Raw genomic sequence first — 12510 nt, forward strand, 5'->3', positions numbered from 1 at the left:
GTTAGAATAAATTTACAAGGGGGAACTGTAGAATGGATACTATGGATACGATGGGTCGTCACGTGATCGCTGAACTTTGGGATTGCGATTTCGACAAGCTTAATGACATGCCGTATATTGAACAATTATTTGTGGATGCAGCACTAAGAGCTGGTGCTGAAGTGCGTGAGGTTGCTTTCCATAAATTTGCACCACAAGGTGTAAGTGGAGTAGTAATTATCTCAGAATCACATTTAACAATTCATAGCTTTCCGGAGCACGGTTACGCAAGTATTGATGTTTATACTTGTGGGGATCGTATTGATCCAAATGTTGCTGCAGAATATATTGCAGAAGGTTTAAACGCGAAAACGCGTGAGAGCATCGAGCTTCCTCGAGGCACTGGTAGCTTCGAAATTAAGCAGAGAGAAACAAAAGCTCTTTAAAAAAGAACATAATTGATTTAAAATGTAAAGAGGTGTATAATGCACCTCTTTTTTAGTTTATAAAAAAGGGAAAATATAACGTACTCGTTAGTTGAATAAATTGGACTCTTGCAAATGAGGTAGTGCCCTATATACCATCTTATTTTTAAGGATGAGATGATAAAGTGATGCGCTGGAACTTAAAGTGGTAAGAGAGTTAGAATGAGTTATATAATATTGTATATATATTTTAGGTGAAGTGAGTAGAGAAAAATAAAGAGTATAGTGTAAAGGAGTGAATGAATTGCGTTGTCCATCCTGTTCTCATAATGGTACAAGAGTGTTAGATTCGCGTCCGGTAGACGAGGGGCGCTCTATTCGAAGAAGGAGAGAGTGTGAAAGCTGCTTAAGTCGCTTTACGACCTTTGAAAGGGTAGAAGAGTCACCTCTTATCGTTGTAAAAAAAGAAGGCACACGAGAAGAGTTTAATAAAGAAAAGATTTTACGCGGTTTAATTAAAGCGTGTGAAAAAAGACCAGTATCTTTAAGACAATTAGAAGAAGTAACACAAAGCGTGGAACGTGAACTGCGTAATTTAGGTATATCAGAAGTGAAAAGTGATATGATTGGTGAAATTGTTATGGAAGAACTTCGCGATATTGATGATGTTGCTTACGTACGTTTTGCTTCTGTATATCGTCAATTTAAAGATTTAAATGTATTTATTGAAGAATTAAAAGATATACTGCAAAAAGAAAGAGAGTAGAAGTTGTATTTTATTCTCTTTACATACCGTAAGTAATAGGATAAGAGAGCTAGAAGCGCAAGCTAATAGCTCTTTTTCACTAAGAATTTATATAATGAAGATAGAAAGAATGAAGTAGAGGATAGATTGGATGAGAGAAAGGAAAAGCAAGAATGGAAAAACAGTCATGGATGGAGCTATTGCCGATTGATCGTTATAAAGTAAGTGCGAAAGGACTACTGCACAATTACGACCGAAAAGTGTTAACGATGTTGTATCAGCCGTTAATAGGTAGTAGAGCTTTTAGCTTATACATGACACTATGGGGAGAGCTTGAGCAAGATCGTGTATTTGGAAAAGAGAATACGCATCATTCCCTTATGGTGACTATGCAAATGCAACTTCCTGAAGTATATGAGGAACGAGTAAAGTTAGAGGCAATTGGGCTTTTGAAGGTATATATTAAGAAAGAAAAAGATATTCGAATGTTCATATATGAGTTGCAACCACCTTTATCTCCGAAGCAGTTTTTTGATGATATTGTTTTAAGTATCTTTTTATACAATCGATTGAGCAGGACAAAATATAATCAAGTAAAGCAATATTTCTTAGAAGAAGAATTTGATTTTGCTTCTTATGAAAATGTTACGCGTTCTTTCAATGATGTGTTTGGTTCGTTTAATCCAGGACAACTTGAGCATGCGCAAGAAGACCTTCGTATTCCAAAAACGACAACTATGCCAAGTAACGAGAAGGGAGACGCTCCGAAAGTTTGGAATGATTTCTTTGATTTCTCTTTATTTGTAGATGGATTGTCCGCTCTTGTTCCTAAAAAGGCGATTACAGATCAAGTGAGAGACTGCGTTATAACACTTGCTTACGTGTATGGTGTAGATGTGTTATCGATGCAAAATATCGTTCTTGGTGCAGTGACAGAGATGCAAACAATTGATATGGAAAGGCTTAGAAAAGGAGCGCGCGATTGGTATCAATTTGAAAATGGTCAAGCATTACCGGTATTAAGTGAAAGAGTACAGCCTCATGTTGCACGTACGATGAAAGAGAAAGAGCCTTCATCCCAAGAGGAGATGTTAATAAAGCAGCTAGAGGAAATCTCACCAAAACAACTATTGAAAGAGATTTCTGGTGGTGCAGAGGCAACGAAAGCGGACTTGCAGATCGTTGAAGATGTCATGATTAATCAAAAATTGACACCAGGAGTTGTGAATGTACTTATTTATTACGTTATGCTACGCTCAGATATGAAACTTGCGAAAACGTATGTCGAGAAGATTGCTGGGCATTGGGCACGTAAAAAGGTCGGTACAGTAGCGGACGCGATGGCGTTAGCGAAAGAAGAGAACCGTCAATATCAAGAGTGGGCTGAGACGAAGAAAAAAGGCCGTACGGCGAAGAAAACGGTGCGGAAAGAAATGGTGCCAGATTGGCTTAAGGAAGAAGAGCCGAAAGAACAAGAGAAAGAAACAGTGAAGAAAGATGTAAGTGTAGAAAAAGATGCAAGTACGCTAGAAGATGAACGAAAACGACTAGAAGAAGTGTTAAAAAAATATAAGCGTGATTAATAGAAGAGAATGAACGCTCTTTGAGGTGAGAAAATGGAGCATATTCAAAATTCATTTGCAAAATTAATGGAAAATGAAAACTTTAAAAATAGATATGAAGTATTAAAGGCAGAAGTAATGGCGCATCCGCGTGTGAAAGAATTTATAGATGAACATAAGGGTGAAGTAACGACTTCTATGATTGAGCGCAGTCTTGTGAAGTTATATGAATATATTGGACAAAGTGTAGGTTGCGTGGATTGTCCGGATTTAGGCTCATGTAAAAATATGCTACAAGGGTACGAGCCAAAGCTTGTTATTCAAGGGAAGATGATTGATATTCAATACGATCGCTGCGTTAGAAAAGTAGCGCATGACGAGAGAAAGAAATATGAAAAACTTGTTCAAAGTGTATATATGCCAACGGATATTTTACAGGCAACTATGGAAAACTTAGATCCTTCTGATTTAAATGCACGTATCGATGCGATTGGTGCAGCGAATGAATTTTTAAGTACATATGAACCAGGTAAAAAAGCACAAGGTTTATATTTGTACGGTAAATTTGGTGTAGGAAAAACGTATTTGTTAGGAGCAATAGCGAACGAGCTTGCTCGAAAGAAAATAAGTTCGATGCTCGTATACTTCCCGGAATTTTTACGTGAAATTAAAAGTTCAATTCAAGATAATTCGATTGGTGAGAAGATTGATGCGGTTAAACGCGTACAAGTTTTAATGTTAGATGATATCGGGGCAGAAGCGATGTCAAGCTTTGTCCGTGACGATGTACTCGGTGCAATCTTACAATTCCGTATGTTAGAAAACTTACCGACGTTCTTTACGTCTAATTTTGATTTTAAACAACTGGAACACCATTTAACGTATACGCAGCGTGGCGAGGCTGAAGAAATGAAGGCAGCACGTATTATGGAACGAATTAAATATTTAGCGAAACCAATTCCGATTGGTGGGAAAAACCGTCGTCATAAGTAAAAGAGCAAGCTGAGAAGCTTGCTCTTTTGTATTATAGTGATATTTTCTTTTCAAATATGAGGTCGAAATATTCAGGTTGTCCAGAACTGCCAAACGTAGGGGCAACAATCTGTACGAACCTCCAGCCATCTCTAGCATGTTCTTGAATAATTTCTTGGTAGTCTTCAGCTGGTTTTGAGCGAGTGAACCCCCAATGTAATTCGACTTTTACGAATTTATATTCAAACATTCAGATACCCCCTTTTATTGATAAGTAAAGTATACAATAAAAATTCATAGTAGCTTGTATCATTTTTTTCTCCCTCCCTTAATATATATAAAATTAGCAAGCCATATTGAGTGGATTTTCTAACGATAGGAAATGTGATTCTACTAAGAGTGAAATTCACGCGGGACGGACTCTTATAGGATTTGTAACGTATAGATACAGTCCTTTAGAGCGGGGATAAAAGGGGGGACAAAAGTGATTGAAATTTGCTTCGAAGAAAAAAATGATGCTATGCACGTATATAGACAATTGCTGAAAAGAGCGGAAGTGTTATATAAGGAAACGAGTGTGTATTTACAGGAACAAAAAGTGGTGATTCACATACCAGTACGTGAATCGAATTATATTGAAAAAATCTTATTGCCAGTAATGGTGTATTTCATTGTGAATGTGAAACAAAATGAGTGGATTTATACGATTTTAAAAGAAAAGTTTTTTTATGAAGAACAAGAAGAGTGTCATCAAATATTGCACATGGCACATGAGATTTTAAAGGGAAGAAGAAAAGGTGTAGCTCAGGATTTAACGCGTAACGCATTTGAGTCATATATTAAGTCTTCTTTAAATAATTGGCTTTGTGATCCGCTCTCATTCTCGTTTTCATCATATATCCGTTTTCGTCTTCGTACATATAGGGAAATGGTGGCTAAACTTGCGGAAGTGGCAATTGATGAATATAAGATGGAGCAAGAATACCAAATGTTCATTGAGACGCTTCGGCAACAAGTAAGTAGCCGTAAATCACGTTTGTCTTGCGTGCATCTTATTTTTGATGAAAGCTTTATCTTTTATGATGATAAAGGTAGACGTTTAAAACAGGAGAAGTTGGTCCAATATATAGATGAGGAATTATTAAAGCAAAATGATGTATATATTGATACGAAAGTAATTGCGCCGCTTCTTTCTATTTCGCCTAAAAAGATTTATTTATATACGAAAGAACAAGACCATAATATGATTATTACTTTGCGAAATGTGTTCCAAGAACGGGTCCAATTACATGGATTACATGATTTTGAGCGCAATGTGAAAAATTTAAAAAATAAAGGTAACGCCCTTGATTTTCTAAGTTTTTGAGCATATAATTACCTACATAAATGAAATATATTGAAATGTCATGATGAGGACATGAGTAGTTTTCTACGATTTTCAGAGAGGGAAGCCTTAGGGTGTGAGCTTCCTAGTACGGGATTATTACTTACCACCTCTAAACTTTAGCAGTGAACGGTTTTTCTAGTAATTGCTAACGGACAACACCGTTATGTTGAACTTGAGCAATTAACAATTATGTTAATTGGAACAAGGGTGGAACCACGAATTCAACACTCGTCCCTTTTTACGGGATGAGTGTTTTTTATTTTGAGAAAAAGAGGAGTGACCAGTGATGGCAGATGTAGTTAAAATTACTTTCCCTGATGGAGCTGTGAAGGAGTTTCCAAAAGGCGTAACAACTGAAGAAATCGCAGCTTCTATTAGCCCAGGCTTAAAGAAAAAAGCTGTAGCTGGAAAATTAAACGATGAGATGATCGATCTTGTTACACCAATCGAAGAAGATGGTGCAGTTTCTATCATTACATTAGATTCTGAAGATGGCCTATATATTTTACGCCATTCAACAGCCCACCTTTTAGCACAAGCGTTAAAACGTTTATATAAAGATGTTAAGGTTGAGCTCGGCATTGGTCCAGTAATTGAAAATGGCTTCTACTACGATATTGATATGGAAGAAGCAATTACAGTTGAAGACTTCAAGAAAATCGAAAAAGAAATGCAAAAAATCGTGAACGAGAACTTAGAAATCGTTCGTCATGAAGTACCACGTGCAGAAGCAATTCGTCGCTTTGAAGAAATCGGCGATGAGTTAAAATTAGATTTAATTAACGATCTTCCAGAAGATGCAGTTATTTCAATCTATGAGCAAGGCGAATTCTTCGACCTTTGTCGTGGTGTTCACCTTCCATCTACAGGGAAAATTAAAGTGTTTAAATTATTAAGCGTTGCAGGTGCTTACTGGCGCGGCGATAGCAATAATAAAATGCTACAACGTATTTACGGTACTGCATTCGTTAAAAAAGCGGAATTAGATGAGCACTTACGTATGCTTGAAGAAGCGAAAGAGCGCGATCACCGTAAATTAGGTAAAGAATTAAAACTATTTACTAATAGCCAAAAAGTAGGACAAGGTTTACCACTTTGGTTACCAAAGGGTGCAACAATTCGTCGTATTATCGAGCGTTATATCGTTGATAAAGAAGCAAGCTTAGGCTATGATCACGTATATACTCCAGTACTAGGAAGCAGAGAGCTTTATGAAACTTCTGGTCACTGGAACCACTACCGTGATGGCATGTTCCCATCAATGGAAATGGATAACGAAGAATTAGTTCTTCGTCCAATGAACTGTCCTCATCATATGATGGTTTATAAAAATGATATTCACAGCTACCGTGAATTACCAATCCGTATTGCGGAACTTGGAACAATGCACCGTTATGAAATGTCAGGTGCGTTATCTGGATTACAACGTGTACGCGGAATGACTTTAAACGATGCGCATATTTTCGTTCGTCCAGATCAAATTAAAGAAGAGTTAAAACGTGTTGTAAACTTAACTCTAGAAGTGTACAAAGATTTCGGTTTAGAGAACTACTCATTCCGTCTATCTTACCGCGACCCAGCAGATACTAAAAAGTATTATGCGGATGATGAGATGTGGGAAAAAGCACAAGGTATGTTAAAAGAAGCTATGGATGAAATGGGTCTTGATTACTATGAAGCTGAAGGTGAAGCGGCATTCTACGGTCCAAAACTTGACGTTCAAGTTCGTACTGCTCTTGGAAAAGACGAAACACTTTCAACTGTACAATTAGACTTCTTGCTTCCAGAACGCTTTGAATTATCATACGTTGGTGAAGACGGTAAACAACATCGTCCAGTTGTAATTCACCGTGGTGTTGTATCAACTATGGAACGTTTTGTAGCCTTCTTAATTGAAGAATACAAAGGTGCATTCCCAACATGGTTAGCTCCAGTTCAAGTACAAGTAATTCCAGTTTCTCCGCAAGTACATTTAGACTATGCGAAGAAAGTACAAGACGAATTGCGTCGTGCTGGTATCCGTGTTGAATTAGACACTCGTGAAGAGAAGATCGGTTACAAAATCCGTGAAGCACAAATGCAAAAAATTCCGTACATGCTTGTAGTAGGTGACAATGAAGTAACTGAAAACGGCGTAAACGTACGTAAATATGGTGAACAAAAATCAGAAACAATCGCATTAGATGCTTTTGTTGACATGATTAAAGTAGAAGGAAAACGATAAGAAAAAGCCGCGGTATACCGCGGCTTTTTTATGTAATATACTTGAGAAAAATTAGAAAAAATAACCATGTAACACTTATCATAAAAAAGTATTGCAAGTATGTTAGTTGTTTGTTACAATATTTCTTGTTGTTAGTAAAACACATCGCGTCTTCTTGACAGACGTCATGTCCTATGATAAACTCATCAAGGATAATAGAATATTGTTTTGTGGAACAAGTAGAAGCACCCGCTTCTCACCTGATGGACGCATTCGCAGTTAACAGGTAAATGTATTTCTTACTTAAGATTTTACAAGTGTGGGTGTCGTATGCCCGCACTTTTTTTGTTCGGGTTCTATGACTACAAAATATGTTCTGAGAAAACCTTGGAGGTGGCTTACTATTAGCAAGGATATGATGATTAACGAGCAAATTCGTGCACGTGAAGTACGTTTAGTTGGCGCAAATGGCGATCAACTTGGAATCAAGTCTCGTAATGACGCTTTAGACTTAGCTGCAAATCTTAATCTTGATTTAGTATTAGTTGCTCCAAATGCGAAACCGCCAGTATGCCGCATTATGGACTACGGTAAATTCCGCTTTGAGCAACAGAAGAAAGAAAAAGAGCAGCGCAAAAATCAAAAAGTAATTAGCATGAAAGAAGTTCGTTTAAGTCCAACAATTGATGAACACGACTTTAACACAAAACTTCGTAATGCTATCAAGTTTTTAGAGAAAGGCGACAAGGTTAAAGCATCAATTCGCTTTAAAGGACGTGCCATTACTCATAAAGAAATCGGTCAACGTGTTTTAGATCGCTTCTCAGAAGCTTGTGCTGAAGTTAGCACAGTTGAATCTAAGCCTAAAATGGAAGGACGCAGTATGTTCTTAGTTTTAGCACCGAAAAACGATAAGTAATAGATAGAGGAGGAAATACCTATGCCTAAACAAAAAACTCATCGCGGCGCTGCAAAGCGTTTCAAAAAGACTGGATCAGGTAAACTGAAACGTTCTCACGCTTACACAAGCCATTTATTCGCTAACAAATCTACAAAAGCTAAACGTAAACTACGTAAAGCTGGTGTAGTAAGCGCTGGTGACTTCAAACGCATTCGTCAAATGCTTGACAACTTAAAATAAGTTCGGCTGATATATAGAACAATTAGGAGGTAATATTATGCCAAGAGTAAAAGGTGGTACAGTTACTCGTCAACGTCGTAAAAAAGTAATTAAATTAGCAAAAGGTTACTACGGTTCAAAAAATACATTATTCAAGGTTGCTAACCAACAGGTTATGAAATCTCTAATGTATGCATTCCGTGACCGCCGTCAAAAGAAACGTGACTTCCGTAAATTATGGATTACACGTATCAACGCAGCAGCTCGTATGAATGGTCTTTCTTACAGCCGCTTAATGCACGGTCTTAAAAATGCTGGCATCGAAGTTAACCGTAAGATGCTTGCTGACTTAGCTGTTCATGACGAAAAAGCTTTCGCTGAATTAGCAACAGTTGCAAAAAACAACATTAACTAATTAATTAGTTGAAACCTTAGAAGAATTTTCTTCTAAGGTTTTTTATTTGTATTCAAATAGAAGTTAGAAGTGAAAGAAATTCTAAAGATTAACGGCTATGTTGTTATCAATATGACAAAATCAATATAAAAGTTATAGCAGTATAGAAGAATATACATATAAAGTCAGGAGAATACTCCTGGCTTTTTTCAATTCTGCTCGTTTGGAAAGAAGAGTATCTTTCCTAGCTGAAACGACACTGCTATAATGGAAAGATGATATGGAACTTTCATCAGATGAACAATTTAAGAGCGATGACTGAAACGTATTTGTAAATTAAGGACAAGCTATTTTATAAAGAGTTAGATAGCTGACTTATTCATAAGAACTGAAACATAATAATGAACTTTGAGATGAAACAACATTGTTGCGTAAAATGCGATGTTGGAGGAGGACAATAGAATGGACTTACTACAACTATTTAAATTACAAAAAGAATTAGATGACCGTATTGCAAAAGAACATGACTTACAACCGAAAAAATTGTTAAAAGAAAAAATGTTAGCTCTTCTTGTAGAAATTGGAGAACTTGCAAATGAAACACGTTGTTTTAAATATTGGAGCAACAAACCAGCATCAGAACGTGAAGTAATATTAGAAGAATACGTAGATGGTTTGCATTTTATTTTATCAATCGGAATTGATTTAGGTATTGATAAAAACTTCCTATTCTATAAATGTGCACAGACGAATAAAACACAAGTGGAAATTTTCTTAGACACATATGCGAAAGTAATTCGTTTTACAGATCAACCATCTATTACAAACTATATTGAATTATTTACGAGCTATCTTCGACTTGGACAAGCACTTGAATTTGAACAAGAAGAGATTGAAAAAGCATATTTAGATAAAAATGAAGTAAATCATCAGCGTCAAACACAAGGATACTAATTTAATTTTTGAATATTTCAATTTAATTATTGTATAATGAATTGACTGAAGAAAAAGGAGGGTGTTGGCAATGACAAAATTAGACGCGACATTGACAATGCTAAAAGAATTAACAGATGCACGTGGTATTGCTGGTAATGAGCGTGAACCACGTGAAGTAATGAAGAAATATATTGAGCCGTTTGCGGACGAACTTTCTACTGATAATTTAGGGAGTTTAGTTGCGAAAAAAGTAGGGGAAGAAAACGGCCCGAAAATTATGGTTGCAGGTCATTTAGATGAAGTTGGATTTATGATTACACAAATCGATGACAAAGGTTTCCTTCGCTTCCAAACGGTTGGTGGCTGGTGGTCACAAGTTATGCTTGCGCAACGCGTGACGATTGTAACGCGTAAAGGAGATGTAACAGGTGTAATTGGTTCAAAACCACCGCACATTTTACCTCCAGAAGCTCGTAAAAAGCCAGTTGAAATTAAAGACATGTTCATCGATATCGGTGCTTCTAGCCAAGAAGAAGCGATGGAGTGGGGCGTACGACCAGGAGATCAAGTTGTACCTTACTTTGAATTCCAAGTGATGAAGAATGAAAAAATGTTACTTGCAAAAGCATGGGATAACCGAATCGGTTGTGCAATTGCAATTGACGTATTAAAACAATTAAAAGATGAAAAGCATCCAAACGTTGTATATGGCGTTGGAACTGTACAAGAAGAAGTTGGTCTTCGTGGCGCAAAAACATCTGCGAATTATATTAAACCAGATATCGCGTTCGCAGTAGATGTTGGTATCGCTGGAGATACACCGGGTGTAACGTCAAAAGAAGCACAAAGTAAAATGGGCGATGGACCACAAATCATTTTATATGATGCTTCTGTTATTGGACATACAGGTTTACGTGATTTCGTAGTTGATGTTGCTGATGAATTACAAATCCCGTATCAATATGATTCAGTAGCAGGCGGAGGAACGGATGCGGGTGCGATTCACATTGCTGTAAATGGTATTCCTTCTATGGCAATTACAATTGCAACGCGCTATATCCATTCTCATGCGGCAATGTTACATCGTGATGATTATGAAAATGCAGTGAAGTTAATTGTAGAAGTTATTAAACGTCTTGATAAAGAGGCTGTACATAACATTACATTTAATTAATAGAAAAAGCGAAGGAGCTTCTCCTTCGCTTTTTTATGTTTTAAAAAGGCCTTTCTAATCCTGCAGCAGTATGAGCCCCTAAAATAATTAAACGAGTTAATTGCATCGCCATAAAATGCGGGGTATATATCATCCCTCTTTTTAGCCATGACATAATCATTCCTAGGTGGGCACCAGTAACATAACTAATGAGAATATCGCGTGGAACCATTAGTTTTTCATCGTTAGGTTGTGAAATAGAGAGGCTTAATGTTAAATGCGTTTGAATTGCTTTCATCATCTTATACGTATAGTTTCCAGCAGCTTTATCACCAAGCATGACGTTATAGAAGTTAGTGTTTTCTGCAATATGTTCGAACAAGGCCAAAAAACTTGGATGTGGCGAATCAAATGTTAGTTGGAAATCTTCTTTATTTCTATTTCTCGGTTTAATTACTTCAGTTAGCTTTTCTAACATTTCTTCAATGCTTTTGTCTAGTAAGTCATATTTATCGTGGTAATGGCTATAAAATGTAGCGCGGTTTACAGGAGCGCGTTCTGCGATATGTTGCACAGTTACATTTTCAAAGCCTTTTTCGCCTACTAAAGCGACAAAAGCATCCTGTATGAGTTGTCTCGTCCGTTTTACACGTGGATCATTTGTATTTTTAATAGACATTTTTATTTCCCCTCGTTTAATTTTCTATACTTAAACAACATATTGGTATTATATTGTTGTTTAAACGACATTTCATACGTGAATTGTCGGTTGTAGATTCAAAATAATTATTTATAATTATAAACGATAGTCCTTCAGAAATCAGCACCGCTCGCAGGTAGATAAATTTCGATTTACGCTGCAGATGGTGTGATTTTTTTGTTAAAAGGTTAATATAATTAACAATTAAACAATCTAAACAATAAGGACATAAATAGTTTAGAAAAAAATTATATGCGATATAAGGAGAGGAATGCAATGAATCAGTTTCGAAGAATGGTAATTATCAACATTATCACATTAATTGTACTAGTTGGCGGCGGTATTGGCGGTTATTACTATTACAATCAAACGGAAAATTACTTAAAAACAGACAATGCAAAGATTGATGGAAAGGTAATTCCGGTTGCTTCACCAGTAGCAGGTAAACTAACTGACTGGAAAGCTGAAGTAGGAAAAAATTATAATGAGAACGATAAATTAGGTACTGTTACTGTAGCGGCAGCTAATGGAGAACAAACAGTAGATGTAACAATTCCACAAAATGCAACAGTTGTACAATCAAACGCGACAACAAATGCTTTCGTTGGAGCGGGTAGCCCGATTGCTTATGCATTTGATATGAACAATTTATGGGTAACAGCAAACATTGAAGAAACAGATGTTGATGATGTTCAAAAAGGTCAAGATGTAGATGTGTATGTAGATGCATACCCAGATACAACGTTAACAGGAAAAGTAGAACAAGTTGGCTTAACAACAGCGAATACATTCTCTATGTTGCCATCAAGCAACGCAACAGCGAACTATACGAAAGTAACACAAGTAGTACCAGTTAAAATTTCTTTAGATCATAGCAAATCAGTAAATATTGTTCCTGGCATGAATGTGACAGTTCGTATTCATAAGTAAGGGG

14 protein-coding genes and 2 other annotated features are annotated in these 12510 nt (G+C 36.6%); of the genes, 12 read left to right on the plus strand and 2 right to left on the minus strand.

Features of this window, described 5'->3' with window-relative positions; translation table 11 throughout:
- The first annotated feature begins 41 nt into the window (after nt 1–41).
- The 4 genes from speD to dnaI all read left to right on the plus strand — a co-directional run bounded on the left by speD (nt 42) and on the right by dnaI (nt 3704).
- Complete coding sequence (gene speD, locus IQ781_RS20080) at nt 42–425, plus strand: adenosylmethionine decarboxylase (RefSeq protein WP_002003660.1); 384 nt, start codon at nt 42–44, stop codon at nt 423–425.
- A 283-nt stretch (nt 426–708) separates the two neighbouring features.
- Nucleotides 709–1170 carry a transcriptional regulator NrdR gene (nrdR, locus tag IQ781_RS20085; RefSeq protein WP_001203687.1) on the plus strand — a complete coding sequence of 154 codons (462 nt, stop codon included), beginning with the start codon at nt 709–711 and terminating at the stop codon, nt 1168–1170.
- A gap of 152 nt (nt 1171–1322) precedes the next feature.
- Nucleotides 1323–2732 (plus strand): replication initiation and membrane attachment family protein, encoded by a 1410-nt coding sequence (locus IQ781_RS20090; protein WP_065381896.1) that lies wholly within the window; start codon nt 1323–1325, stop codon nt 2730–2732.
- Between the two features lie 33 nt (nt 2733–2765).
- Complete coding sequence (gene dnaI / locus IQ781_RS20095; protein WP_000400104.1) at nt 2766–3704, plus strand: primosomal protein DnaI; 939 nt, start codon at nt 2766–2768, stop codon at nt 3702–3704.
- A 31-nt stretch (nt 3705–3735) separates the two neighbouring features.
- On the opposite strand, the gene IQ781_RS20100 is transcribed toward dnaI, so the two are convergent.
- Nucleotides 3736–3933 (minus strand): DUF4177 domain-containing protein, encoded by a 198-nt coding sequence (locus IQ781_RS20100; RefSeq protein WP_000464456.1) that lies wholly within the window; start codon nt 3931–3933, stop codon nt 3736–3738.
- Nucleotides 3934–4167: 234 nt separating this feature from the next.
- Between IQ781_RS20100 and ytxC the strand changes: the two genes are divergently transcribed.
- The 7 genes from ytxC (at nt 4168) to IQ781_RS20135 (ending at nt 10897) form a co-directional block, all read left to right on the plus strand.
- A complete protein-coding gene (ytxC, locus tag IQ781_RS20105; RefSeq protein ID WP_000569629.1) occupies nt 4168–5049 on the plus strand; it encodes a putative sporulation protein YtxC in 882 nt (293 codons plus the stop codon).
- A 31-nt stretch (nt 5050–5080) separates the two neighbouring features.
- Nucleotides 5081–5309, plus strand: a binding site (T-box leader).
- 47 nt (nt 5310–5356) lie between these two features.
- The gene (gene thrS / locus IQ781_RS20110; protein WP_000786083.1) at nt 5357–7294 is read left to right on the plus strand and encodes a threonine--tRNA ligase; all 1938 of its coding nucleotides are present in this window, start codon (nt 5357–5359) and stop codon (nt 7292–7294) included.
- Between the two features lie 210 nt (nt 7295–7504).
- Nucleotides 7505–7625: a sequence feature (ribosomal protein L20 leader region), on the plus strand.
- A 63-nt stretch (nt 7626–7688) separates the two neighbouring features.
- The gene (infC, locus tag IQ781_RS20115) at nt 7689–8192 is read left to right on the plus strand and encodes a translation initiation factor IF-3 (protein ID WP_000973215.1); all 504 of its coding nucleotides are present in this window, start codon (nt 7689–7691) and stop codon (nt 8190–8192) included.
- Between the two features lie 21 nt (nt 8193–8213).
- On the plus strand, nt 8214–8414 hold the full coding sequence (rpmI, locus tag IQ781_RS20120) for a 50S ribosomal protein L35 (RefSeq protein ID WP_001125945.1): 201 nt from the start codon (nt 8214–8216) through the stop codon (nt 8412–8414).
- A 37-nt stretch (nt 8415–8451) separates the two neighbouring features.
- Nucleotides 8452–8808 carry a 50S ribosomal protein L20 gene (gene rplT / locus IQ781_RS20125; RefSeq protein WP_001138362.1) on the plus strand — a complete coding sequence of 119 codons (357 nt, stop codon included), beginning with the start codon at nt 8452–8454 and terminating at the stop codon, nt 8806–8808.
- A gap of 441 nt (nt 8809–9249) precedes the next feature.
- Nucleotides 9250–9741 (plus strand): dUTP diphosphatase, encoded by a 492-nt coding sequence (locus IQ781_RS20130; RefSeq protein WP_000365050.1) that lies wholly within the window; start codon nt 9250–9252, stop codon nt 9739–9741.
- A 70-nt stretch (nt 9742–9811) separates the two neighbouring features.
- Nucleotides 9812–10897: a M42 family metallopeptidase gene (locus IQ781_RS20135; protein ID WP_000163555.1), complete on the plus strand. Its 1086-nt coding sequence runs from the start codon at nt 9812–9814 to the stop codon at nt 10895–10897.
- A gap of 40 nt (nt 10898–10937) precedes the next feature.
- Here IQ781_RS20135 and IQ781_RS20140 read toward each other — a convergent pair whose 3' ends face one another.
- Entirely contained in the window at nt 10938–11555 is a 618-nt protein-coding gene (locus IQ781_RS20140; RefSeq protein WP_000023672.1) for a TetR/AcrR family transcriptional regulator, read from the minus strand.
- A gap of 297 nt (nt 11556–11852) precedes the next feature.
- Here IQ781_RS20140 and IQ781_RS20145 point away from each other — a divergent pair, with 297 nt between their 5' ends.
- Nucleotides 11853–12506 carry an HlyD family secretion protein gene (locus IQ781_RS20145; RefSeq protein ID WP_001071419.1) on the plus strand — a complete coding sequence of 218 codons (654 nt, stop codon included), beginning with the start codon at nt 11853–11855 and terminating at the stop codon, nt 12504–12506.
- Nucleotides 12507–12510: the final 4 nt, after the last annotated feature.

Source organism: Bacillus sp. N447-1 (assembly GCF_022701035.1).
Taxonomy (GTDB): Bacteria; Bacillota; Bacilli; order Bacillales; family Bacillaceae_G; genus Bacillus_A; species Bacillus_A cereus.

What these genes read in the sequence shown, in the direction of transcription:
- speD (WP_002003660.1), top strand. Translation starts at nt 42, where the DNA reads ATGGATACGATGGGTCGTCACGTGATCGCTGAACTTTGGGATTGCGAT.
- IQ781_RS20090 (WP_065381896.1), top strand. Translation starts at nt 1,323, where the DNA reads ATGGAAAAACAGTCATGGATGGAGCTATTGCCGATTGATCGTTATAAA.
- dnaI (WP_000400104.1), top strand. Translation starts at nt 2,766, where the DNA reads ATGGAGCATATTCAAAATTCATTTGCAAAATTAATGGAAAATGAAAAC.
- IQ781_RS20100 (WP_000464456.1), bottom strand. Translation starts at nt 3,933, where the DNA reads ATGTTTGAATATAAATTCGTAAAAGTCGAATTACATTGGGGGTTCACT.
- thrS (WP_000786083.1), top strand. Translation starts at nt 5,357, where the DNA reads ATGGCAGATGTAGTTAAAATTACTTTCCCTGATGGAGCTGTGAAGGAG.
- infC (WP_000973215.1), top strand. Translation starts at nt 7,689, where the DNA reads ATGATGATTAACGAGCAAATTCGTGCACGTGAAGTACGTTTAGTTGGC.
- rpmI (WP_001125945.1), top strand. Translation starts at nt 8,214, where the DNA reads ATGCCTAAACAAAAAACTCATCGCGGCGCTGCAAAGCGTTTCAAAAAG.
- rplT (WP_001138362.1), top strand. Translation starts at nt 8,452, where the DNA reads ATGCCAAGAGTAAAAGGTGGTACAGTTACTCGTCAACGTCGTAAAAAA.
- IQ781_RS20130 (WP_000365050.1), top strand. Translation starts at nt 9,250, where the DNA reads ATGGACTTACTACAACTATTTAAATTACAAAAAGAATTAGATGACCGT.
- IQ781_RS20135 (WP_000163555.1), top strand. Translation starts at nt 9,812, where the DNA reads ATGACAAAATTAGACGCGACATTGACAATGCTAAAAGAATTAACAGAT.
- IQ781_RS20140 (WP_000023672.1), bottom strand. Translation starts at nt 11,555, where the DNA reads ATGTCTATTAAAAATACAAATGATCCACGTGTAAAACGGACGAGACAA.
- IQ781_RS20145 (WP_001071419.1), top strand. Translation starts at nt 11,853, where the DNA reads ATGAATCAGTTTCGAAGAATGGTAATTATCAACATTATCACATTAATT.